At 73.0% G+C, this 25,302-nt stretch carries 7 protein-coding genes and 2 pseudogenes; 2 read left to right on the forward strand and 7 right to left on the reverse strand.

Annotated elements, in window-relative coordinates:
• The first annotated feature begins 96 nt into the window (after positions 1 to 96).
• Positions 97 to 608, forward strand: a pseudogene (locus tag IEZ19_RS23275) (DUF4232 domain-containing protein).
• Here IEZ19_RS23275 and asnB read toward each other — a convergent pair.
• The 7 genes and pseudogenes from asnB to IEZ19_RS23310 all read right to left on the reverse strand — a co-directional run bounded on the left by asnB (position 601) and on the right by IEZ19_RS23310 (position 24,022).
• On the reverse strand, positions 601 to 2,442 hold the full coding sequence (asnB, locus tag IEZ19_RS23280) for an asparagine synthase (glutamine-hydrolyzing) (protein ID WP_189313213.1): 1,842 nt from the start codon (positions 2,440 to 2,442) through the stop codon (positions 601 to 603). The pseudogene IEZ19_RS23275 and the gene asnB sit on opposite strands and share 8 nt — an antisense overlap.
• Before the next feature lie 305 nt (positions 2,443 to 2,747).
• Positions 2,748 to 3,530 (reverse strand): alpha/beta fold hydrolase, encoded by a 783-nt coding sequence (locus IEZ19_RS23285; protein WP_189313214.1) that lies wholly within the window; start codon positions 3,528 to 3,530, stop codon positions 2,748 to 2,750.
• Positions 3,531 to 3,592: 62 nt separating this feature from the next.
• Entirely contained in the window at positions 3,593 to 4,747 is a 1,155-nt protein-coding gene (locus IEZ19_RS23290; protein ID WP_189313215.1) for an alpha/beta hydrolase, read from the reverse strand.
• A complete protein-coding gene (locus tag IEZ19_RS23295; RefSeq protein ID WP_229840646.1) occupies positions 4,744 to 7,122 on the reverse strand; it encodes a thioester reductase domain-containing protein in 2,379 nt (792 codons plus the stop codon). The genes IEZ19_RS23290 and IEZ19_RS23295 overlap by 4 nt, the downstream gene beginning before the upstream one ends.
• Before the next feature lie 336 nt (positions 7,123 to 7,458).
• Positions 7,459 to 21,463: pseudogene (locus tag IEZ19_RS54195) on the reverse strand (SDR family NAD(P)-dependent oxidoreductase).
• Positions 21,464 to 21,614: 151 nt separating this feature from the next.
• Positions 21,615 to 23,369, reverse strand: a complete 1,755-nt coding sequence (locus IEZ19_RS23305) for a fatty acyl-AMP ligase (protein WP_189313216.1) — start codon at positions 23,367 to 23,369, stop codon at positions 21,615 to 21,617.
• 302 nt (positions 23,370 to 23,671) lie between these two features.
• The gene (locus tag IEZ19_RS23310) at positions 23,672 to 24,022 is read right to left on the reverse strand and encodes a hypothetical protein (protein WP_189313217.1); all 351 of its coding nucleotides are present in this window, start codon (positions 24,020 to 24,022) and stop codon (positions 23,672 to 23,674) included.
• Positions 24,023 to 24,160: 138 nt separating this feature from the next.
• On the opposite strand from IEZ19_RS23310, the gene IEZ19_RS23315 reads away from it, so the two are divergent.
• On the forward strand, positions 24,161 to 25,255 hold the full coding sequence (locus IEZ19_RS23315) for a baeRF3 domain-containing protein (protein ID WP_189313218.1): 1,095 nt from the start codon (positions 24,161 to 24,163) through the stop codon (positions 25,253 to 25,255).
• Positions 25,256 to 25,302 lie beyond the last annotated feature (47 nt).

Raw genomic sequence — 25,302 nt, forward strand, 5'->3', positions numbered from 1 at the left:
AAAGCGGCACAACCTCTCGCCGGCCGTGGTGGTCACAGTGGGCAGGTGCGGCTCGACCCGCCGTACCGCACACGACCGGAACAGGGGGAACTCCTCATGCGCATCCGTCCCGCCGTCGCCGTACCGGCCCTCTCGGCCGCCGCCGGCCTGCTGCTCGCCGCCGCTCCGAGCGAGGCCGCCGCCCCGGTCACGCCCTGCGCGGAGCAGGCGCTGACCGTCCGGGCGAGGGCGGCGTCCGCCGACCCGTCCGTGGTGCGGATCAGCGCGACCAACCGCGGCGCCCGCGCCTGCACCGTCGACCGCATCCGACGGTCACGTTCGGGGACCTGGACGGCGCTGCCCTGCCGGTGCCGGAGGGGAACAGCGGCCCGTACCGGATCGGAGCCGGCCGGACCGCCTACGCGGCGGTGCGGACGATCGACGACCCGGCGGACCCCGAGGCCCGCACGGTGGACACGATCACCGTGGCCGCCGACCCGTCCCACCTGGGCCGCACCTTCTCGGCGGCCGAGCTGGGCGCCGGGGACGCCGTACGGGTGTGGGAGCCGGTGACGACGTGGTGGCAGCCGTCGCGGGCGGCCGCGGACCGGGCCCTGGGGCTCAGCTGAGGGTCAGCTCGGGCTCGTAGAGGTCGAGCCAGAGGGCCAGGTCGAGGGTGCGTTCCAGGCCGTACCGGGCCCCCTGCGTGCTCGCCGGGGTGTCGCGGTGGGCGGCCTGGTGGATCTTCTCCCGGTCGACGACGTCGAACACCGGGTGGTCGGGCCGGGCGAGGAGTTCCTTGACCTGGTCCTGGAGGGCGCGGCCGTAGCGCGGATCCTGGGTGGACGGGTAGGGGCTCTTGACCCGGTCGTAGACGGACTTCGGGAGGACGTCCGCGGTGGCCTCCCTGAGCAGGGTCTTCTCCCGGCCGTCGAAGGACTTCAGCGACCAGGGCGTGTTGTAGACGTACTCGACGAGCCGGTGGTCGCAGTACGGCACGCGGACCTCCAGGCCGACGGCCATGCTCATACGGTCCTTGCGGTCGAGCAGGGCCCGGACGAAACGGGTCAGGTGCAGGTGGGACATCCGCCGCATCCGGTACTCGAAGTCGCTCTCGCCGTCGAGGCGGTGGATGCCCGCGACGGCGCTGCGGTAGGCGTCGGCGATGTACGCGTCCAGGTCGAGGCTCTTGGCCACGTCGGCGCGCAGGACGTCGGCGCGGTCCCCGAAGTACCGGCCGGCCATCGGCAGCCATGGGAAGGTCTCGGCGCTGCGTGCCTCCTCGTCGAAGAACTGCAGGTAGCCGCCGAAAACCTCGTCGGCGGACTCGCCGGACAGGGCGACCGTGGAGTGCTCACGCACGGCACGGAACAGCAGAAAGAGCGAGGAGTCGAGGTCCCCGAGGCCGACCGGCAGGTCGCGGGCGCGCAGCACCCGCTCGCGTACGGCCGGGTCGGCGAGGGTCTGCGCGTCGAGGACGATGTCCTGGTGGTCGGTGCGGGCGAGGCGGGCCACGTCGTGCACGAAGGGCGTGTCCGGGGTGCCCCGCAGCTCGTCGGCGACGAAGTGGTCGGTCTGGCCGACGAAGTCGACGGCGAAGCTGCGCACCTTCTCACCCTGTTCGGCGAGCTGCCTGGCGGCCAGCGCGGTCATGGCGGAGGAGTCGAGGCCGCCGGAGAGCAGCGTGCAGCGGGGCACGTCGGCCACGAGCTGGCGGCACACGATGTCGTCGAGGAGGGTGCGGACGCGGGCGACGGTGGTGTCGCGGTCGTCGGTGTGCGGGCGGGTCTCGAGGCGCCAGTAGGCACGCGTGCGCAGCCCCGAACGGTCGACGGTGACGACCGTGCCGGGCTCGACCTCGCGCATGCCGTCCCACACGGCGTGTCCGGGCGTCATCACCATGGTGAACAACTCGCGCAGTCCGTCCAGGGCGACGCGGGGCCGGACGAGCGGGTTGGCGATGATCGCCTTGGGCTCGGAGCCGAACAGGACGCCGTCGGCGGTCGGGTGGAAGTAGAAGGGCTTGATGCCCATGCGGTCGCGGATCATGACGAGCTGGTCGCGGCGACCGTCCCAGACGGCGAAGGCGTACATGCCGTTGAGCCGCTCGGCGATCCGGTCGCCCCATTCGAGGTATCCGCGCAGGACGACCTCGGTGTCGGAGTCGGTGGTGAACCGGTGGCCGCGGCCGATGAGTTCGCGGCGGAGTCCGGTGAAGTTGTAGGCCTCGCCCGAGTACACCAGCGCGACGGTGCCCTCCGGTGTGCCGGCGGTCATCGGCTGGCGGCCGCCGGGCAGGTCGATGATCGCGAGCCTGCGGTGGCCCAGTGCGGCGGGACCCTCGGCCCAGGTACCGCGGTCGTCCGGGCCGCGGCAGGCCATCGTCTCGGTCATCGCATCCAGTACGACGGCCTCGGTACTCAGGTCGCGGTCGAAGGAAACCCAGCCGGTGATGCCGCACATGCCTTGCCTCCTGCCTCCGGCCGTGTGGCGGCACCACGCTCACCTGCGCCCTCCGGGGCGGGTTCCGACGACGGCCGAATCAGATGTATTGAGCACCTATATAACGAGCGTGCGTCCGACCCACCGGCCCGGTCAACGCCGCCATGACACGATCGGCCCGCATCACGTCACCCTTTCGGCCGCGCTTTACCCGCGCGGGAACCGCGCCCCAGCACTGCCGGGCCCCGCCCTCCCCGATCCGGCCACCGGCAAAGGCTTCTCAAAAATAAGACAAAACGGTCAAGCAGCCCGATAGTGCACCTCTGTCACACGGCCGCGGAGCCGACGAACCGCTCGACCGCCGTGGTCAGCTCCTCGGGCTTCTCCACCGGCAGCTCGTGGCCCGCGTCGATGACGCGGACCACCGCGTCCGGGTACGCCTTCGCCATCCGCAACATCTGGCGCAGCGGCAGCTGGATGTCGTGGTAGCCATGCACGATCAGGGTGGGCGTACGGATCTCGCCGACCCGGTCGAGGACGTCGAAGGCGCGCATCGCGCCGTACAGCGTCATCACCACCTCGCGGGGCGTCTCGGCGGAGGCGCGGATGTACTCGCGGATCTCCTCGCGCGGGTGGCCGGGGGCGAAGGCGCGCTGGATGTTGGCGGCGACGAACAGCTTGAAGGGCACGAGCGTGGACGCCGCCATCAGCAGGCCCCGGCCCCGGCTGTACGTCATCTTCGCGATCGAGTCGACGAGGACCATGCGCTCGACACGGTCGGGGTGGGCCAGGGCGATGGTCTGGGAGATCATCCCGCCCATCGAGTGCCCGATCAGGACGAAGCGGTCGACCTTCAGATGGCCGAGCAGCGCGAGGACGTCCTCGGCCAGCTCCGCGATGGTACGGACGCCCGCCCCGCCGCTCTCGCCGTGCCCGCGCAGGTCGAGGCGGATCACCCGGCGCGTGGCGGAGAAGTGCGCCATCTGGTGGTCCCAGCGGTGCCGGTTCGCCGTCCAGCCGTGGACGAAGACGAGGGGCACGCCGTCGCCGTCACGGGGGCCCTCGTCGTCGTACGCCAGTACCGCGCCGTCGAGTTCGAGCTGGGGCATGGGGCCTCCTGGGGTGCGGTCCGGTTACTGACCGGTACGGTAACCGGCCGCACCACTCGCCGTCACCGTCGTTCGCCGAGGAAATCGAGGATGTGCCCGTACACGTCGAGGGCGGCGCCCCGGCCCAGGAAGGTGTCGAGGTGGCCGTACCCCGGGATCTCGGTGTACCGCACGTCGAGCTGTGGCTGCCGGTGCGCGAGCACCTCGTGGCAGAGCTTCTGCGAGTCCTGCCAGAGCCCGTTCTCGCTGCCCGCGAGGAGCAGGACCGGGGTGTCGATGCGGCCGGCCGCGTCCAGTGCGTTGGGCGGCAGGGCGCGGTAGCGGTGGTCGGTGTCGTGCCAGCGGACGACGCTGCGGGCCAGTTCGATGCGGCGCAGATGCGGCAGGATCCACAACGGCGCGGGCCCGAGGAGTTCGGCGAGCCGTTCGTGAGTGGCCTCGGACAGGTTCTCGTGCACGAAGAGCGAAGCGCCCGAGCCCCAGGCCGAGTTGTGCAGGATCTGACAGGTCGGGTCCGGGCAGCTCGCCCCGCGGGAGGCCAGGGCGAACAGCGGCGTGTACTTCGACCACAGGCCCACCTTGCGGAAGTCGACGGGTATGTAGTCGATCCGCGACTTGAGCAACTCCCCCATCACGGAGATCCGCAGCGAGGTGCGGCCCGCCAACTTCGGTGTCAGGAACACCCCTTGGGAGACGACTCCGGCGAGGCCCGGCACCAGTCCCGCCGTCAGGCTCAGCGACAGGCTCAGGGAGCCGATGCAGTGCGCGATCACGAACAGCGGCCGGTCGCCGATGCGTTGACGTATCCGGCAGACGGCCTCGGGGATGTCGTAGAGCGCCACGTCGTCGTACGTGTACCGGCGGCCGGTCTCGTTGTACGGCAGCCGGCAACTGCCGCGCCAGTCGAGCAGCCAGGGTTCGTAGCCCTCGTCGAGGAGGACGTCGACGAGGTTGCGGGTCTCGGGCAGCAGGAACATGTCGGCGGAGGCGGTGTGCCCGTGCAGGACCAGGACGGCGGGCCGGTCGCTGTGGCCGGTGCCGACGCGGGTGAGGCCGAGGAGGACGCCGTCGCTGGTGCGCAGCGGGATCTCCTCGACGGCCGCCGGGTCGAGGCGGTGACGCAGGGGGCGCAGGGCGGCGGTGCTGCGGACCTTGCGGAGCGCCGGCCGGGTCGTCCTGGCCGGGGTGGTCCTGAAGGAAGTGGTCCTGAAGATCATCGGTGGTGCTCCGAGAGGGTGGGGGTGCGGCGCAGGTCGAGCAGGTCCGCGGCGGCCCGGGCGAACGGGGCGACGAGGCCGCGGCCCATCTCCAGGCCGAACCAGGCGAGCCAGGTCAGCTTGGCGGCACGCTTCTCCTGGCCGGTCAGTCTGGGGTCGACCTTGATGCCGTCGATCTGGTCACGGACGTAGGAGTCGGCGGGTACGACCACCTCGCCGAGCAGGCTCGCCGCTTCGCCCTCGCGGCCGATCTCGACGGTCAGGGCGCGTGTCTGACGCCACAGGTCCCGGCGGGCGCGGGCGTACTTACGCCCCTCCAGCCACCACCGGCCGCCGTCGGCATCGGCCAACCGCAGCCGGTAGCGGAGGAGTTGGTGTCTGAGACCGTGCTGCTGCGGGATGCCCTCCTCGGGGCGGATCCAGATGTCGCCGCGTTCGACGGTCAGCGGCTCGGGGTGGATCGCGGTGCAGCTGACCTCGCCGGTGACGTCCACACGACGCTCCTTGACCAGCTGGTACATGCCCGCGATGGAGAGGGTGAGCGCCATCGAGCAGGGGGTTTCCGCAGCGGCGCCGACCGGGCCGACGGTGCCCTCGGTCGTCTCGCTGAACCACAGATAGGGCTGGTCGTCCTTCTGCGGGAGACGGGCCAGACCGTCGTCCGCGAGCTTCTCGAAGGTCTTCAGCTGGGCGCGGGCGTCGTAGCGGGCCGCGGACGGCAGGCCGAGGGCCGCGACGAGGGCGTCGGTGCGCTCGCCGCCGGCCGCGGGACCCTTGAGGGTGGCCTCGACCAGCTTGAGCGCGGTGGGGTTGCGCAACACCCTTCCGAGGAAGGCAAGTTCGGGGACCGGATCGGCGTCCAGACGGGCCAGGGTGTCGGTGCGCCACTCGTCCCAGTCCCGGACCCGGACGTGCATACCGCCCAACGCCATGTCCCGGACGACGTCGTCGAGGGTGTTGGGCACGCCGGTCAGGTTGTAGTCGAAGCCCCAGGCGTCGGGCTCGCAGATCGCGGCCACGGCGACCCTGCTCACCCAGTCGACGGGGGCGGCGTTGAGGCAGTGGAACGCCGGTACGGTGCGGAAGCGGCCGAAGGCCGAGATCAGGCCGCTGCTGAGGTCGAGCGGGTTGTGGGCGCCGGTCCTGGTGTGGCCGCCGATACCGCCGGGGCGCAGGGCGGTGACGACGAGGCCGTGGTCGCGGGCGCGGCGCAGGGCGACCTCCGCGGCCCATTTGGACTGGTCGTAACCGGAGATGAGCCGGTCCACGTGCGCGAGGGGGTCGTCCTCCCCCATCGAGGTGATGCCGACCTCGTTGAACACGGCGATCGAGGAGATGTGGTGCAGTGGCTTGGGGCGGCCGGCGGCGGCGAGTTCGGCGAGCGTGAGGGCGCCGAGCACGTTGCTGCTCCGCAGCGACTGGTAGCCGCGCAGGAAGTCGACGGCCGCCGCGACACCCACGACGCTGTCGAGTTCGTGGGCGAGCCGGTGCCACAGCTCGTCGGAGAGGCCGAGGTGGGGCCGGCGGATGTCGCCGGGCAGCACGGTCACGCGACGGCGGACCTCCGACGACCAGGGCAGCCGGTAGCCGCGCAGCTGCTCTCCGAGCCGTGCGGTGGCCGCCTCCTCGTCATCCGCGCGGACCAGGCAGTAGACGTGGGCGTCGCTGTGGCGCAGGAGGTCGAGCAGCATGTGACTGCCGAGGAACCCGGTCGCGCCGGTGAGCAGGAGCCGGCGGGGCGGCAGAGGTTCGGGTGCGTCGGCGAACGGCAGGCGGTCGGCGAGGGCCAGGTCGGCGAGGATCCGGTCGAGGTCTTCCTGGCGGGCTCGGGTGTGGGGGCCTTCGTGGCCGGTCGGTGCGGCGGGTGGGGTGCGGGGAGCGGGGATGGGGAGGGCACTGCCCTTGGCGGAGGCAAGGGCAGTGATCGGGGCGGAGGCGGGAGCGGTGTTCTCGGCGGAGGCGGGAAGCGGGGTCGGGGGCAGGGGGACCGTGGTCACGGAGGCCGATGCCGGATCCGGAAGCGTCCCGTCCCGGGTCGGCACGGACCCGGCGATGTCCGGGCGGTGGTGTGTGGGGTCGAGTCGTGGCAACCAGCGCCGGGCCAAGGTCATGGGCCTCGCGTCGGCGAAGACCTCGTCCAGATCGACCTCGATGCCGAACTCGCCCTCCAACTCGGCGACGAGTTCCACCGCGTGGACGGACGTACCTCCCGCGTCGAAGAAGTCGGCGTCGACGGCGAGGTGTCCGGCGGGAAGGTGACGGCCCGCCGCAGCGGCGATGACTACGGCCAGACCGGCCACGTCGAGGGCGGGAGCGTGCCGGAAGGGCGCGTTCGGGACCGGCGCATCCGGGCCGAGCGGGCCCTGATCAGGCACGTCCACAGCAGGCGCGTCGGGGCCAGGGTCCTGATCAGGCACGTCCGCAGCAGGCGCCTCCACGCCAGACGCCTCTGCGGCAGGCGCGTCCGGGCCCGGTACCTCCGAGGCAAGCCCACCCGAGCCAAGCCCGCCCCCGCCACCCGCGCCCGGACCAGTCCCTGTGACCGCCCCCGCGCCCCGCGCCGCCCGCACCTTCGCCAGCAGCTCACTCACTCCGAGCCCCCCGCCACCCCGTTCGATGGACTCGGCGACGGCGCGTCGCCCGGGGTCGTCGTTCAGATCACGCATGCCAGTCCTTCGCGTTGTGCACGGTCTTGTCGCTCACGCCGTTCCTCACTGCTCCCACGACCGGAACGCCCGCAGGTGTTCCGGCGTGACCACGACGTCCAGCCGTTCGTCGTCGGGGTCGCCGCCGCCGAGCGCGGCCAGGAGCCGTCGCGCGGGTGCGTTGCGCGGGGTGCGCTCCGCCGTCAGCCGGACCTTGGCGCAGCCCAGTTCCCCGGCGCGCTCGGCGAGCCACGCCAGCAGCCGTTCCTCGACGCCTCTGCCCAGTGCACGGCAGCTCATCAGCCAGGCCAGGACGTCGAGTCGACCTCCGTCGGCACGGACGGCGAGCAGGGCGATCTGGCCGTAGTCCCCGAAGCGGTCGCGGGCGGCCGCCGTCCACACCTCACCGCGCTCCCGCCACCGGCCGAGGTCGCCGCCGTCGGCGGAGCGGGCGCGCAGGGTGAACTGATTGGTTCGGCGGACGAGTTGCTCGGCCCGGGGTACATCGTCCTCGGCCAGGGCGCGGATGTCGACCTCCAGCTCCAGCCGGGCCAGGAACTCCTCGAACCCGCCCTGCTCACGGACCGCGTCCCGCTCCCGTTCCTGTTCGTAGAAGCGTGCACGCAGGGTGTCCTCGGCCGTCGCCGCGACCGGTACCAACGGCCACAAGCGATCGAGGAACGCGCCGAGTCCAGCCATGGGCGGGCAGGTCACCGAGAGCACCTGCGGCAGGGCCGCACGCATCCTGGCGATCTCGGCCGGGTTGTCGTCGAGGAAGAGGAAGCTGTCCGGCCCGAGGCCGAGCGTCCGGGCGGCGCTCGCCAGGCGGTCCGGTTTCGGACCCCACCCGGCGGAGAGCACGCTGAAGTGCTCGGTCCTGAGGAGGCTGTCGGGGCGGTCGAGCACGGCCCGGACCGTGGCCTCGTCGTTGTTGCTGACCAGCACCAGCAGGGCGCCGGCAGCCCGCCACCGCAGCAGCCTGCGTGCGAGCAGGGCACGCGGTCCGGTGAGGTCCACCGCCTCCGGCCCCGCCTCGCCGGCCACCCCGCCCCACAGGGTCTCGTCCCCGTCGACGGCGATCACCTTGGGCGCGGGGCGCCGTACGGCCCGTACGACATCGGCGAGGGTCAGGGCCACGGCCGCCTGGAAGTGCGGGGTGAAGGGCAGATGGGCGAGCCGCTCGGTCCGCGCGTCGAAGCGCTCGTCCACCGGGTGGTGCCGGGTCCAGTCGTCGGGTCCGAGGACCGCGATGCCGGGCTGTTCGGCGAGTTCGGCGGCGATTCGGCGCTCCCACCGGGCCAACCGGTCCTCCGCGTGGGCGGTCGGCGGGAAGCCGACGAGCAGGGGCTTGCGGGTGCGCTCGACGAGCGCCTTGAGCGCGGCCGGATAGGCGGTGCGCAGCTCGTCGAGCAGGGCGTCGTCCATGGGACCGAACCGTTCCAGGTCGGCCGCGCGCAGCAGCACCACGCCGACCGCCGTGGCCGGGTCGGCGAGCACCCCGGCCGGGTCCTGGAGGCTTGCGAGCACCTGATGGTACGGCGCTTCCGCGACCGTCACCCCGTCCTCCTCCAGCGCCGCCTCGCACAGGAGCGGGAGGTCACCGAGGGCGAAGGTGGCGGCAAGGGCGAGCCGCGCGGCCACCGGCTTCGCCGGGGTGCGCACCGGCGCGGCCGCGTCCTCGGTCGTCTCCGCGAGCAGCCGCAGGAACTCCTCGCCCAGTCCGGTGGCGGTCGCGGCGTCCAGGATGTCCAGGTTGTGGTCGAGCCGGACCGTGCCCGCGTCCGGGGTCATGGTGATCATCAGGTCCAGGTCGGTGTGTCCGGTCCCGGCCGGCAGCACCTCCAGTCCGGTCAACTCGCCGGAGAAACGGACGTAGTTGAAGTACACCTCGACGAGCGGCGCGTTCGGCCGGTACAGGCCCTGCCGGGCGAGCGTGGCAAGGGCGTCCGAGAACATCGCGCCCTTCGCCAGGACCTTCTCCAGTCGGCCGTCGGTGCGGCGCAGCACCTCCGCGACCGGTTCGCCCGCCCTGGCCTCGGCCGGGAACGGCACCGGTACGCCGAAGAAGCCGACCGCACCGAACGCGTCGGCGTGTATGCGGGTGTCCACCGGCACGGCGAGGACGAACCGTTCGCGCTCCCGTTTCCTCGCCAGCAGCACCGTCAGGGTGCCCAGGCAGAAGGCGGCGGGTGTGACCCCGAGGCCGCTCGCGGCCGTCGCGATCCGCTCCATGAGCCCGTCGGGGACGGTGACGGTCACGGTGCCCGCCCGGTACGAGCGGGTCTCGGGGCGCGGCCGGGCGAGCGTCAGGTCGAGCCGCTCACTGCCGTGGAAGGAGTCGTGCCATTCGGTGCCGGCGCCCTCGCCGCCCTGCTGGGCCTCGATGAGCAGGTCGATGTCGCGATTGGTGGTGGTGTCGTCGAGCGGGGTGCCGGACAGCTCGGCGTCGATCTCGGCGGCCACGAGGAGCAGCGACTGCAGGTCGCTCACCGCGTGGTGCGCGCCGTACACCAGGATCTGTCCGGCCCGGCCGCCGTCGATGAGTTCGAACCGCCAGAGCGGCGCACTCGCCAGGTCGAACGGCGGCTCCAGCAGCTGCCGCAGCCGTCCGGCGGGGTCGATCTCGTCGCCGACGGTCGTCCTCCGCAGCAGCGGTCGCGTCACGTCCCGTTCCACACGCAGTTGTCGGGCGCCGTCGGGCCCGGTGACGATCGCGGTGCGCAGGGCGGCGTGGCGTCGGGCGAGCCGGTCGAGGATGCCGGCGAGGGTCTCGTGGGTGACCGGTTCGGTGAGGCGTACGGCGAGGCCGACGCCGTGGGCCGCGGCGGGCATGCCTGGCTGGGCGCTGCGCAGGAGTCGTACGACATCCCGGGTGGCGGGGCGCAGTTCGGTCTCCGGCACCTCCTGCACGGCGGCCACCTGCTCCTGCGCTGCCACGGCCGCTCTTTCGGGCAGGGCAGCTGCGAGCGCGCCGGCGAGGCCGCGGATGTCAGAGGCGGAGAAGACGTCGGCGGCCGGGAGCTCCACACCCAGTTCGCGGGCGAAGGAGTTGCGCAGCCGGACCAACATCAGGGAATCCAGGCCGAGTTCCTTCAGCGCGGTGGTGGCGAACACGTCCACCGCGCCGCCGGACACCTCACCGACCCGGGCCCGTACATATGCCTCCAGCCACTGGGCGCGGTCCTGGTCCGTGGCCGCCGCGAACACCTTTCTGACGAGGTCGTCCGTGTCCGCGCCACCCGTCGAGACCGTGACGAGGTCGCCGAGGAGGGGACGGTTGCGTACCGCCTCGGGGTCCAGGGCCAGCAGGTCCCGGTCGAGGGCGAGGGGTGCGAGCTGGCGTCTGGTGGTGGGCAGTACGCGTTCGAAGAGCTCGCCGCCGTCCTGGGGGGAGAAGGCGACCAGGCCGGAGCGGCCCGTCTCGGCGACCCGGGTGCCGGACGCGGCGACCATGCCGACGCCGGACCAGGTGCCCCAGTCCAGGCTGAGCGCCCGGCGTCCGGTGCGGGAGAGGTGGTGGGCCCAGGCGTCGAGGAAGGCGTTGGCCGCGCAGTACGCGCTCTGTCCGGCGGAGCCGAACAGGCCGGCGGCGGAGGCGAAGAGGATCAAGCTCTGGGCCTCCGGGACGAGTTCGGTGAGGAGGGCGGTGCCGAGGACCTTGGGGGCGAGGACGCGCAGGACGCGGTCGTCGGTCAGGTTCGCCACGGTGGCGTCGTCGAGGACACCGGCCGCGTGCACGACGGTGCCGATGGGGCCGGCCGCGTGGCGTACGGCGTCCAGGGCGGCCGTGAGCGCGGTGCGGTCGGCGACGTCGGCGCGGGCCAGGTGCACGGTGACACCGCGGTGTTCCAGGCCCGTGATCCAGGCAGCGGTCTCGGCGTCGGGTGTACCGCGGCTCAGCAGCGCGAGGCTGCGGGCGCCGCCACGGGCCAGCCGCTCGGCGACGACCCGCCCGAGGCCGCCGAGGCCGCCGGTGATCAGCTGTACGCCTTCCGTCCCGGGCCGGTCTCCCTCGTCGGGTCGGGTGCGGGCCAGGCGCGGGACGAGACGGCCCGCGCCGCGCAGCGCGACCAGCCGTTCGTCGTCGGCGTGCCACAGGTGCGTCCAGAGGTCACCTGCGCCGTCACCCGGCGGCAGGTCGACGAGGGTGGTCGCCAGCTCCGGGTGCTCCTGCGCCACGGCGAGCCCGAAGCCCCAGGCCGGCGCCTGCTCCGGGTGCACCACCCGGGTGCTGTCCCCGGCCGCCTGACTGCCGCGGACGACGACGAACAGGCGCGGAGCCCGGCCCCGCGGCCGGTCGGTGAGGGCCCGCACCAGGTGGAGGGTGGTCAGACAGCACAGCCGGGCCGCGTCCTCGGCCGTACGGGGGTCGCCGATCGCGGGGGCGTCGAGGGCGGTCAGCTGGACCACCCGCGCGGGCGGGCCGTCGGCGAAGGCCTCGTCCAGCAGCCGGGCCAGGTGCCGGGGGTCGGCCGGGTCGAGGACGTACCGGCCGGGTCCTTCGGTGCCGTACTCCGCTCCCCTGCGTGCGATCACGTACGGCGCCATGTCGGCGAGCCGCGCGGCGAGTTCGTCGGCCACTCCGGTCTTGTCGGCCAGGATCAGCCAGCTGCCGTCGACCGGCGGTTCCTGGGGTTCGGGGCGCGGTTGCCAGCGGGTCTCGAAGAGGGCGCCGTCCAGCGGGGAGAGCGCGGCGAGTCGGAACTCGCGTGCTTCCAGAACGAGTTGATCGTCCGTGTCCCACAGTCGCAGGTCCAGGGTCGCGGTGTCGCCGTCCACGGAACGCAGTTCGCAGGTCACTGAGGCGGGCGTGGTGCGCAGCCCGGTGAACCGCACCTTTCCGGCCCCGGCGGGCACGAACGCCCGGCCTTCGGGGGCGTTCCCGGGCAGCGCGGCCGAGTGGAAGGCGGCGTCGAGGACTGCGGGGTGGAGCAGATGTCCGGCGGCGGGGCGGGCGGCGAGCCGGCCGAGGGCGGCGGAGCCGGAGCGGTAGCCCTCCTCCAGGCCCCTGAAGAAGGGGCCGTACTCGATGCCGAGGGCAGCGAGTCCCCTGTACACGGACGACATGTCGACCCGCTCTGCACACCGCTCGCGCAGCTCGGCCACGCCCTCGCCCGACTCGTCGGCGGGCTCGGCGGTGACGGCGATCCGGCCGGTGGCATGCCGCTGCCAGGACCCGCTCACGGCGGTGGAGGAGACGGTGAAGTCCCGGTGGCCGTCCCGGGCGGGCAGCAGCACGAGTTGCAGCCGCACCGGCTGGTCCTCGTTCAGGCGCAGAGGCTGTACGAACGCGACGTCGGTCAGCTGCACTTGGCCGCCGCGGGTCAGCGTGGACGCGGCTTCGATCGCCATGCCGAGGAGGGCGGAGCCGGGCAACCAGACCTCGCCGGTTATCTGATGGTCCGTCAGATAGGTGAAGCGGCTGTCGTGCAGGTCGATCTCGGTCTGGAAGATGTCCTTGTCGGGCTGGTCGCTGGCCTCGACATGGGTAGCGAGAAGCGGCGAGCCACCGGCCGGGCCGGACTGGACGGGTGCCAGCCAGTGGCGTTCGCGGTCGAACGCGTAGGTGGGCAGATCGAGTCGGCGTCCGTGCGGGAACAGCGCCGGCCAGTCGGGCGTGCGTCCGGCGGTGTACAACTCGCCCAGCCTGCCGAGCAGTACGTCCTGCCCGTCCCGCCCCCGGCGCAGCGACCCGACACCGACCGCATCGATCCCGGCCTCGGTCGCGACCGCCTCGACGGAGGCCAGGAGCGAGGGGTGCGGGCTGAGTTCGACGAAATAGCGATAGCCGTCGTCCAGCATCCGGCGGATCGTGTCGGCGAACCGGACGGGCTGCCGGAGATTGGCGAACCAGTACGCGGCGTCCAGCCCGTCGCCGGGCAGGGGTTCGGCCCGCACCGACGAGTAGAGCGGAGTCGCTGTGCGCGCCCCGCGCACGTCGGCGAAGTGGCCGAGGAGTTCGGCGCGGAGCGGTTCCATCAGTGGCGTGTGCGAGGCGAACGGCGTCGACAGGACGCGGGCCGTCACGCCCCGCTCGTCGAGCCGGTGCTGCAGTTCGGCCAGGGCGTCCGACTCGCCCGAAACGGCTGTGGATCCCGCGCTGTTGACCGCGCCGAGGAACAGCCGGTCCGGGTACGGCTCCAGCAGCTTCTCGACCTCGGTGTACGGCAGGTCGACGGACAGCATGCCGCCGTGTCCGACGAGCGGGACGACCGCGTGGGCCCGCCCGGTCACCACGGTCACGGCCTCCTCCAGAGTCAGAGCGCCCGCGCTGTACGCGGCGGCGATCTCGCCCAGGCTGTGCCCGACCACCGCGTCGGGGGTGACGCCGAGTTCCCGCCAGGCCGCGGCGAGCGCCGCGTTGACCGCGAACAGCACGGGCTGGAGATATTCGGTGCGGTCGAGCGGGGAGAACTCCTCGGGGGCGCGCAGCACGTTGAGCACGGACCAGCCGACGCGTGCCCGTACCGCCGCGTCGATGCGGGTCAGCCTGTCGCGGAACGCGGTCGAGTGGGCCATGAACTCCAGCCCCATGCCGGTCCATTGGCCGCCGTGCCCGGCGAACACGAACGCCACCTTCCCGGCCTGCTCCGCACGGGGTGGAACCACGGGCCTGCGCCCGTTCCCCAGCGCCTTCAGGGAGGACAGCAACTCGTCCCGGTCGCCCGCGACGACCGCCGTACGCCACTCGAAGTGACTGCGGTGGCGGGCGAGGGTGTGGGCGACGTCCGGCAGGGAGGTGTCGCCGGTGACGTACCGGGCCAGCCGCGCGGCCTGCCCGCGCAGGGACGTCTCGCTCCGCCCGGAGAGAACGAACATCCGTTTACCGGAGGGTAGTTCGCGCGTGCTCGGCTCCTGCGCGGCGGGGGCCTCCTCGACGATCACATGGGCGTTCGTGCCGCTGATACCGAAGGCGCTGACGCCGGCCCGCCGGACCCTCTCCCGCGTCGACGGCCAGTCCACGGCCTCCTGCAGCAGCCGCAGCCCGCTGTCCTCCCATTCGACGTGCCGGCTGGGCGTGTCGGCGTGCAGGGTGCGCGGCAGGGTCCGGTTCCGCAGCGACTCCACCACCTTGATCAGCCCGACCACGCCCGAAGCAGCCTGCACATGCCCGATATTGGACTTCAGCGAGCCCAGATACAGCGGGCGGCCGTGCGGACGGGAGTCCGCGAACACCTCGGACAGGGCGTTCGCCTCGATCGGGTCGCCGAGGGTGGTACCCGTGCCGTGGGCCTCCACGTAGTCGATGTCGGCGGGTTCGAGCCCGGCCACCTCCAGAGCCCGCCGGATCACCTGCACCTGCGCGGGACCGTTGGGCGGAGAGTCCCTGGCTGCGGCCGTCCTGGTTGACGGCCGTGCCGCGCAGCACCGCCAGCACCTCGTCCCCGTCGCGGCGGGCGTCGCCGAGCCGCTTGAGGACGAGCATGCCGGCGCCCTCGGCCCAGATCGCACCGTCGGCGTCGTCGGAGAAGGAGCGGCAGCGACCGGTCGGGGACAGTCCGCGCAGACGGCTGAACTCGACGAAGGTCTGCGGTGTCACCATCAGCGTCACGCCACCGGCCAGTGCCAGGTCGCACTCGCCGCTGCGCAGCGCCTGCGCCGCCAGATGCGTGGCCACCAGCGACGACGAGCACGCCGTGTCCACGGTCATCGCCGGTCCGTGCAGGCCGAGCGCGTACGCGAGCCGGCCCGAGGCCACGCTGAGCGCCGAGCCCGTGCCGACGTACCCGTCCAGTTGGTCGAGCCGCGACCCGGCCAGGTAGTCGCTGCCGAACATGCCGACGTACACCCCGGTGGTGCTGCCCGCCAGCCGGGCGGGCACGATTCCGGCGCGTTCCAGTGCCTCCCAGGCCGTCTCGAGGAGCAGCCGCTGCTGCGGGTCCATGGCGGCGGCCTCCTTCGGGGTGATACCGAAGAAGCCCGGGTCGAAGGACTCGATGTCGTCGAGGAATCCGCCTTCGCGGGCGTACGACTTGCCCGGGGCGTCCGGGTCGGGGTCGTACAGGGACTCGACGTCCCAGCGCCCCGCGGGGAAGGGGCCCACCGCGTCCCGGGCCTCGGCGATCAGCCGCCACAGTCCTTCGGGGTCGTTCACTCCACCGGGCAAGCGGCAGGCCATGGCCACGACGGCGATCGGTTCATCGGTCGTGGAAGAGCTGACGATTGCTGTCGCATCCGGTCGGCTCGTACGGCCGTCCGTCACCAGGACGTGGGTGAGCAGATGGCCCGCCAGGCGGTCCGCCGTCGGGTGGTCGAACAGCAGGGTGGCGGGGAGCCGTGCACCGATGCGGGCGCCGATCCGGTTGCGGAGTTCGACCGCGGTCACCGAGTCCATGCCGAGGTCGCGCAGCGGCTGATCGGGGCGGACGGACTCGGCCGAGCGCAGGCCCAGGGCGCGGGAGATCTCGTCGCGGACCAGGGCGAGGACGCGTTCCGCGCGTTCGGCCTCCGGCAGCCGGGCCAGGCGGTCGGCGAGGCTGTCCCCGGAGCTCAGGGCGGTGCGCGGCGCGGGCAGCAACGAGCGCCACAGCGGTACCCGGGTGGCACCGGCCTCGCGCAGCCGGGGCAGGTCGAGGACCGAGGCGACGAGGTGCGGCGTGTTCCGGCGCAGGGCGAGTACGACGAGGTCGCGGCCCTGGTCCGGTTCGAGGGCACGATGGCCGAGGCGGGCCATGCGGTCGAGGTCCGCATGGGCGGCGGCGAGGCCCTCGCCCGCCCAGGCGCCGAAGGACACGGAGACGGCGGGCAGCCCCAAGGCGTGCCGGTGGTGCGCCAGTTGGTCGAGGAAGACGTTGGCCGCCGCGTAGTTGCCCTGCCCGGCGTTGCCTATGACCCCGGCGGCCGAGGAGACCAGCAGGAACAGGTCGAGTGGCGTGTCGGCGGTGAGGTGGTGCAGATGGGCGGCGCCGTCCACCTTCGGCCGCAGCACCCGTGCCAGCCGCTCGGGTGTCAGCTCGGCCACCACCCCGTCGTCCAGGATCCCGGCACAGTGCACGACACCGCGCAGCGGCAACTCCTCACCGACGCCGGCGAGTACGTCGGCCAGGGCAGCCGGATCGGCGACGTCACAGGCCACCACCTCGACCTCGGCGCCGAGCGCGGCCAGCTCGGCGCGCACCTGGGCGGCGCCGGGATCTCCTGATCCCTGACGTGACGTCAAGAGCAGCCGTGGGACCCCGTGTTCGGCGAGCAGCCGAGCGATGTGCCGGCCGACCGCTCCGAGGCCGCCGGTGATCAGGACGGTGCCATCGGTGGGGACCAGCGCGGGTGTACCGGCCAGGTCGAGCACGGTCGAGCGGCCGCCCGTGGCACCCACCCGCAGCACCTCGCGGGCCGCGGTGACGGGGAAGACGCGGGGGTGGTCATGGCCGGCCACCGCCGCCGTGTACGACGTGTCGTCCGCGAGTGCGGTGACCTGCGACGCGTCGGCCACCGCCGTGGACCTCGGCGCCGAGACGGCCGTCACCGCGCGCCGACCGGGAACCAGCCCCTCGACGCCGTCCGCCACCTCCGTCACCACACCGGCGCACACGGTGTCGGCGCCGGGCTCCGGGACGGCGCCGGCATGGACCTGGAGGCGCACCTGCCCCGGGGCAAGGTCCGTGGGCCGGATCGGCCGCAGAAATGGTTCGCTGCCGCTCAGCTCGTAGTCGTCACCGGCCGGAATGCGGAGCACGTCGGCACGGGCACGCACCAGCCGGGGCACGACCAACGCGCCTGCGCGGAGGGCGAGTTCGGGTTCGTCCTCGAGTCCGAGGGCGGCGGGCAGGACGTTCTCGGTGTCCGAGCCGTCGAGGTCGAGCAGTGTCAGCCCGAGATCCGGGTGCTCGGCGCGGGCGCTGCGGACCAGGCCCCACAGCACCGCCTGCGCGAACCCGGGGACATCGTCCGCGTCGCCCGCCGCGATCGCACCCCGGGTCACCCAGACGGTCCGTACCGGCGCCTGGTCCTGGGGCAGGGCGATCAGCGCCTGCAGCTCGGCGAGAGCAGCGGCCGCCAGCTCCTGTGCCGTCTCCGCGGGTTCGGCATCCGGCGCCGGACGCGGCCAGAAGCGTACGACGACGTCGGCGTCCGTGTCGCGGGCCTCGACCCCGGCCGCCGCGAGACCCCGCAAGGCCGCCGCGACCTGCGGATCGGCGGGGTCGCCGACGACCGTCCATGCGGCGCCGGGCGTGTCAGCCGGTGCCCCTCTCACGGCGGTCCAGGCGACCTCGTAGAGGTGCCGGGCGTTCTCCGAGCCCTCCTCGAGATCGGCCGGGTCGGCGGCCCTGAGCCGTACCGACTCCAAGCGGCCCGCCGGAAGTCCGTCGGTGTCCCACAGAGTGACGTCGAGCGTGAGGTCGGTGACCGTGCCTCCCGTGCGCCGCACGGACGCCGTCAGCTCCGTGGCGCCGCCCGGCGGGAGGACGCACCGGCGCACCGCGACGGGCAGCAGCACGCGGCCGTCGGACGCGTCGAGGGCCACGGCCGCCTGCAACGCGGCGTCCAGCAGCGCCGGATGGATCGGGTACGGGTCGGCCACGTCACGGGCCACCGGCGGCAGCGACAGCCTCGCGAGGAGCTCGCCGTCGCCGGTCGCTACCGCGGACCGTACGCCCTGGAAGGCCGGACCGTAGCCGAGGCCGAGCCCGTTCAGCCGCTCGTAGGTGTCGGGGGCCCACGTCTCCTCGCCGTTCTCCGGCCACACAGGTGCCGATCCCGCCGCCACGGGGGCCGATTCTGCCGCCGACGCGGTGGCGTGCAGGGTCCAGCCGCTCGTCTCCCGGCCACGCCGGCGGCCGTGCACGGTGATCTCCGGTACCGGACCGGCGGTGACCACCTCCACGGAGACCTCGACGGTGCCGGACGCGGGGAGCACGAGGGGGCTGAGGAGGAGCAGGTCGGTGACGTCGGCGGGGCTGTCCGGACGGGCCACTTCCAGTGCAGCGCGGCAGAGTTCCATGAGGGTCGTCCCGGAGACCACGGTCCGGCCGAACACGGCGTGGTCGGGCAGCCAGTCGGCGGTGACCGGCGACCACTCGTTGCGGAAGGTCCAGCGGGTCTCGTCCGCCGACTGGAGCTGGACGCCGAGCACGGGATGCGCGGCGCGGTCGAACGGGCCGGCCCCACCGGTGGCCGACTCGGTTTCGATCCAGTGGCGTTGCGCTTCCCAGGCATACGTCGGCAGGTCGACCGGCACAGCGTCCGGTACCACTCGGCGCCAGTCGATCCTCCGTCCGTGGACGTGGAGTTCGGCGGTGGCCCGGTGCAGGCACGCGGGGCCGTCCTCGTCGCGGCGCAGTGAGCCGACGGCGAGCAGGTCGTCGGCCGCGTCGCCGGCGTCCTCGCCGATGGTGCGCAGGGCGGTGAGCAGGGAGGGGTGCGGGCTCAGTTCTACGAAGTGGCGGTAGCCGTCGGCCAGCATGCGCTCGACGGTGGGCGCGAAGCGGACCGGTTCGCGGAGGTTGGTGTACCAGTAGTCGGCCGCCAGTTCCTCGGTGACCGGTTCGGTGGTGACGGTGGAGTACCAGGTGACGGACGTCGGGAGGCTGGTGACGCCGTCGAGTTCGTCGAGGATCGTCGCGCGGACGGGTTCCACCTGGGCGCTGTGGGAGGCGTAGTCGACGTCGAGACGGCGGACGAAGACCTGCCGGCGCTCCAGTTCGGCGAGAAGCGCTTCCAGCGGCGACGGTTCGCCGGCGATCACCGTGGACCGCCCGCTGTTGACCGCCGCGACGCGGACGCCGTCGGGAAGTCGGTCCTCGACCTCGGCGCGGGGCAGGGCGACGACGGCCATGGCGCCGGTGCCGGACAGCTCGGTCAGCGCCTGGCTGCGCAGGGCGACGACCGCCGCCGCGTCGTTGAGGCTGAGCGCCCCGGCGACACAGGCGGCGGCCACCTCGCCCTGGCTGTGCCCGATCACCGCGTCGGGCCGGACACCCCGCGCCCGCCACACGGCGGCCAGTGACACCATCACCGCGAACAGCACGGGCTGGACGACGTCCACGCGGGCGGGCGAGGGGGTGCCCGGGTCGCCGCGCAGCACCGAGGTCACCGACCAGCCGGTGAAGGGGCGCAGGGCGGCGTCGCAGCGGTCGAGTTCGTCGGCGAACGCCGGATCGCACTCCAGCAGGTCGCGGGCCATTCCGGTCCACTGGGCGCCTTGGCCGGGGAAGACGAACGCCACCTTGCCTGCGGGGTAGGCCTGTTGGGGGCCGACGGTCAGGCCGGGGTCGGGCCTGTCCTCGGCGAGCGCGCGCAGGGCGGCGAGCAGGTCGTCGCGGTGGTGCGCCAGGACCACGGCCCGGTGGTCGAAGTGGGTACGGTGGTGAGTGAGGGTCGTGGCCACGGCGGGCAGGGCCAATTCACGCCGCGCCTCAAGGAGTTCGAGGAGACGTGTGGCCTGTCCCCAGAGGGCCGGGTGGCTGCGGGCGGAGAGCGGGAAGAGGGTGGCCGTCGGTTCTCCGGAGGGCTCCGGCAGCCGCATCTCCGGGGCCTCCTCCAGGACGATGTGCGCGTTGGTGCCGCTGATCCCGAAGGCGCTCACCCCGGCCCGTCGCATCCGGCCGGCCTCCCGGGGCCAGGCCTCGGCGGCGCTCGCCACGCGCAGGCCGCTGTCGGTCCAGTCGATGTGCTCGGTGACGGTCTCGGCGTGCAGGGACGCCGGTATCCGTTCGTGGCCGAGCGCCAGCACGGTCTTGATGACGCCGCCGATACCCGCGGCGGCCTGGGTGTGGCCGATGTTGGACTTCAGGGAGCCGACGCCGAGCGGCCGGTCGGCGGCGCGGCCCGGCCCGAACACGTCGGCCAGCGCCCGCAGTTCGATCGGGTCGCCGAGCCGGGTGCCGGTGCCGTGCGCCTCGACGTGGTCCAGGTCGTCCGGGGTCAGCCCGGCGGCGGCCAGGGCGGCGCGCACCACGCGTTCCTGGGCCGGGCCGTTGGGAGCGCTCAGGCCCTGGCTGCGGCCGTCCTGGTTGATGGCCGAGCCCTTGACGACGGCCAGGATCCGGTCCCCGTCGCGGCGGGCGTCCGTGAGCCGTTTCAGCAGCACGAGGCCGCAGCCCTCGGCCCACACCACGCCATCCGCGTCGGCCGAGAACGGGCTGCACCGCCCGGACGGCGACAGCCCGCGCAGCCTGCTGAACTCGACGTGACCGCGTGGTGTGACGAGCAGCGTGGCGCCGCCCGCCAGCGCCAGGTCGCACTCGCCGCCCGCCAGCGCCCGCGCCGCCAGATGGAGCGCGACCAGCGAGGACGAGCACGCGGTGTCGACGGTGACGGCAGGGCCCTGGAGGCCGAGGGTGTAGGCGATACGCCCGGAGGCCACGCCGGCCGCGGTGCCGGTGCCGACGTGTCCGTCGAGTTGGCCGAGCGAGGCCGAGGCCAGGTATCCGCTGTCGTACAGGCCGAGATAGACCCCGGTGGCACTGCCGTTCAGGGACGCCGGGACGATCCCCGCGCGCTCGATCGCCTCCCAGCCGGTCTGGAGCAGCAACCGCTGCTGGGGATCCATGGCGGCGGCCTCGCGCGGCGAGATCCCGAAGAAGGACGCGTCGAAGCGGTCGATCTCGTCGAGGTAGCCGCCGTGCAGGCTGTAGGCCTTCCCGATGGCCTCCGGGTCGGGGTCGAGGAGCCCCTCGGTGTCCCAACGTCCCATCGGTGCCTCAGAGATGGCGTCGACGCCCGCGTCCAGCAGCCGCCACAGGGCTTCGGGGTCGTCGGCGCCGCCGGGGTAGCGGCACGCCATGGAGATGATCGCCACGTCGTCGTCCGGCCGAACGTGCGGAGGGTCCGCCGGTACCGCGACCGTACGCGGCTCGGCGGACACGGCGTCGGCGAGCGCGGCGATCGTGGGGTGGTTGAACACGAGGGAGGGTTCCAGCGTCCGGCCGATCCGCGCGGAGAGTCCGGCGGCCAGGGTCACCAAACGGCGCGAGCCGATGCCGTATTCGGCGAGGGGCCGGTCCGGGTCGACGGCGGAGAGCTCGATCCCGGCGGCCTCGGCGACGGCCGACGCCAGCCAGGCCCGTACGTCCCCGGGGGTCGCCGTGGACGTCTCGGTGAACTGCTGCGGGGACTCGTGAACAGGCATCTGGGCAGGTGTCCTCGTGAACTCGGGCTCAGGCGGATTCCGTACGGCGTCACGCGCCACGGCGGTGGGGACGGCGTACGGGCACGACGGGCGGCCGTACGGCGGAACGGGGGCCCGTCGGCGCGAACGGGCGTGCCGGCGGCGGGCGTTGTCACCCCGTGACGGGCCGTCCCTCGCCGGTTTGTCCCGTGTCGGACCCACCCACCACGGCAAGCGTGCCGTCCAGGTACGCCGCACGGGTCGCCCGGCGCTGGATCTTCCCGCTGGACGTCTTCGGGATCGTGCCGGGGTGGACCAGGACGACCGCACGCACCGAAAGGCCGTGCGCCTCGCCGATGGCGCTGCGGATCAGGTCGCCGATCTTCTCGGTCTCGCCGGCCGCGTCCGGGGTCAACTCGGCGACCATGACGGGCTGTTCCCCCTCGGTGCCGCCGTCCACCGCGAACGCGGCGGTGCAGCCGGGCCGCAGTGCGGGATGGGACAGCTCGGCGGACAGCTCCAGGTCCTGGGGATAGTGGTTCCGGCCGTCGATGACGATCAGGTCCTTCAGGCGGCCCGTGACGAAGAGTTCGCCGTCGCGCAGGAACCCGAGGTCGCCGGTGCGCAGGAAGCGGCCGGTGCGGCCGGGGAGCGTGGCGCGGAAGGTCTCGCGGGTGGCGAGGGCGTTGCGCCAGTAGCCCTTGGCAACGCTCGCGCCGCCGACCCAGATCTCGCCGACCCCGCCCTCGGGCCGTTCCTTCTGCCGTTCGGGGTCGGCGATGACGACGGTCAGGCCGGGGCCTGGCCGGCCGCAGCCGACGGCCGCGGCGTCCGCCTCTCCGCCGTGCGGGCCGTCGCCGTCGGCGGCGAGCAGGCTCGGCGGGGTGTCCGCCGAGCCGCCGGTGACCATCAGCGTGGCCTCGGCCAGGCCGTAGCAGGGGTAGGGGGCCGTGCGGCGGAAGCCGGCCTCGGCGAAGGTGTCGGTGAAGCGCCGCAGGGTGGCGGCACGCACCGGTTCGGCGCCGTTGAAGGCGACTTTCCAGCTGCTCAGGTCGAGTTGGTCGAGCAGCTGCGGGGTGGCGTGCTTCAGGCAGAGTTCGTACGCGAAGTTGGGGCCGCCGCTGCTGTGCGGGCGGAAGCGGCTGACGGCGGTCAGCCAGCGGGCGGGGCGCTGCAGGAAGTGCAGCGGCGAGAAGAGGGTGGCGGTGGCGCCCAGGTAAAGGGTGTTGAGGACGGGGCCGATGAGTCCCATGTCGTGGTAGACGGGCAGCCAGCTCACGAACAGCTCGTGGCCGTACTCCTCGATCGTGTCCGGGGTGTGACCCATCCGCTCGGTGATGAGGCGTTCGTTGTGGAGGAGGTTTCCGTGGGTCACCATCACGCCGCGCGGGACGGAGGTGGAGCCGGAGGTGTACTGGAGGAAGGCGACCGAGTCGGGGGCGAGGCCGGGGTCGCGCCAGGCGCCGGCCGCCTCGTCGGGTATCTCCTCGGTGGCGACGCGGGTGACACCGTCCAGTTCTGGCAGGTGATCCGCCATGGCGCCCAGGGCGGCGATCACCTCGCGGCCGCCCAGGATCACCTTGGCGTCGGCGTCGGCCAGCAGGCGCTTCGTGCGGAGCAGGGCACGGTGGTTCTGGGAGCGGCCCTGCGGGGGCACGGCCGGTACGGCGACGACGCCGGCCGCGAGGCAGCCCAGGTAGGCGCAGATGAACTCGAGGCCGGGCGGGTGCAGCAGCATCGCGCGGGAGCCGGCGAGACCGCGCTCCTGGAGCCAGGCGGCGACGGCCCGCGAGCGGGTGAGGAGGCGCGCGTACGTGAGGTGCTGGATCTCGCCGTCACTGTCGCCGGTGACGAGATGGCGATAGGCGGTCCGGTCGGGATGGTTCTCGGCGTGCGTGGTCAGCAGTTCGACCAGTGAACGTGCCATGGGACGACTCTCACCTGTCTGACGAAGTGGGCGAGGAACCCGAGATCGAGGGCCGCGTCACACGTACGCACGGAAGCCGAGACGCGCCTGGCCCCCTTGCCAGGCCGTTCGGCCGAACCCCCCGCTGACGGAGCCGCAGGTCGAGCGACACCACAATGATTCCCCCGCAGCAGCTTTCTACCGGCAAGTAGCACCCTAGCAAGTCCGGCTGATCGAAATCCTGGAGGATCGTAAACGCCTCACACTCAAGGGAGTTGACCTGGCCGACCTTCCCTGACAACCGGCCTTACGTATCAACTCGCCTACCGCTCCTGCCGGATGGCCCGTACGACACTCTCGGCATCGGGCACGGAGACGGTGAGGCGCTCGAAGGGCGCGGACGGTGCCAGGCCGGCCACGACGACGGGACCGCGTCCGCGCACCGCGCCGAAGTCCCGGCCGTCGGGGTGGCGCCACTCGCCCACGCAGAAGCGGTCGGGTAACCACCGGCCGGAGCGGCGCACCCCGCGCAGCCCGCGCCACCGGTCGGGCTCGACCACCACGTGCCGCACGTCCGTGCGCGGGACCCGTACCTCCCGGCGCCTGGCGACGAGCATCTCCGCCGGGGTCAGCCGGACCACCAGGTCCGTCCCGTCGACGACCAGCCGGGCCACCGGGATCACCTCCTGCCGCGGCCTGCTCCCGTTCCTTCCTGCCGCGACCTGCGCCGATTCTCGCCCGGCCCGGCCGACCGGGCGAGCCGGACCTGTACCCCAAATGCCCGATCCGTGAATCAGTCCTATCGTTCTGATATGGAGCACGCACTCAGTCCCGCGACCCTGTCCGAGCTGCGGCGCCCGCGCCTCTACCCCGCGGTGTCCGTGCTGACCCCGACGCACCGCCGCGAGCCCGACAATGCCCAGGATCCGGTCCGGCTGCGCAATGTCGTGGCCGAGGCCAGGAAGCAGCTGGAGTCCGACCCCTCGGTCACCCGGGAGCGGCGCATCGACGTCGTCGACCAGCTCGACCGGGCGCTCGCCGAGGTGGACCTGGCGCATACCGAGGACGGGCTGGTGATCTTCGCCGCGCCGGGTGAGCACCAGGTGTGGTCGCTGGCCCGCACGGTGCCCGAGCGGGTGGTGCTCTCGGACACCTTCCTGACCCGCAACCTCGTCTCCGCGCAGGTCGCCGAGCGGCCGTTCTGGGTGCTCTCGGTCTCCTCCGACCGGGTCACGCTGTGGAACGGCGGCGTCGACCGTGTCACCGAGGACCGGACCCGCGGTTTCCCGATGGAGCGGAGCTTCGAGAACTTCGACGCCGAGCGCCGTGAGCAGATCGGCGACACGCCCAGCGCCTACCGCGACGAGGACACGAAGCACTTCCTGCGCGCGGCGGACACGGCGATGACCAAGCTCCTGCGGGACGACCCGCGGCCGCTGATCATCACGGGCGAACCGGCCGCGCTCTCGCTCCTCGACGAGTTCGCCGGCATCACACGCCAGGCCGTGCAGGTCCCGCACGGCGGGCTCGCGCACGGCACCCCCGAGGCCGTGTGGCAGGCCGTACGGCCCGTGGTCGACGCCGAGGCCCGCAAGGACGCGGATTCCGTGGCCCGCGAGCTGGACACGGCACGCGGCCGCAAGGAGTTCGCCGCCGGTGTCGACGAGGTCTGGCAGAGCGCCCGGGAGGGCCGCATCCGGCTGCTGGCCGTCGAGGAGAACTACCGCGTGACGGTCCGCGACGACGGCGACCACCTGGTCCCGGCCGAGAGCGGCGACCTCGATGCCCGCGAGGACATCGTGGACGAGATCGTCGAGCAGTGCCTGGAGACCGGAGCCGACGTCCGCTTCGTGCCCGACGGCAGCCTTGACGACGCCAACGGCATCGCGGGCGTGCTGCGCTACTGACGACGCCTTCTCCCGGCGGCGTACGCTACGGCGTGATCGTCGGCCGA

This window comes from Streptomyces brasiliensis (assembly GCF_014647875.1).
Classification (GTDB): Bacteria; Actinomycetota; Actinomycetes; order Streptomycetales; family Streptomycetaceae; genus Streptomyces; species Streptomyces brasiliensis.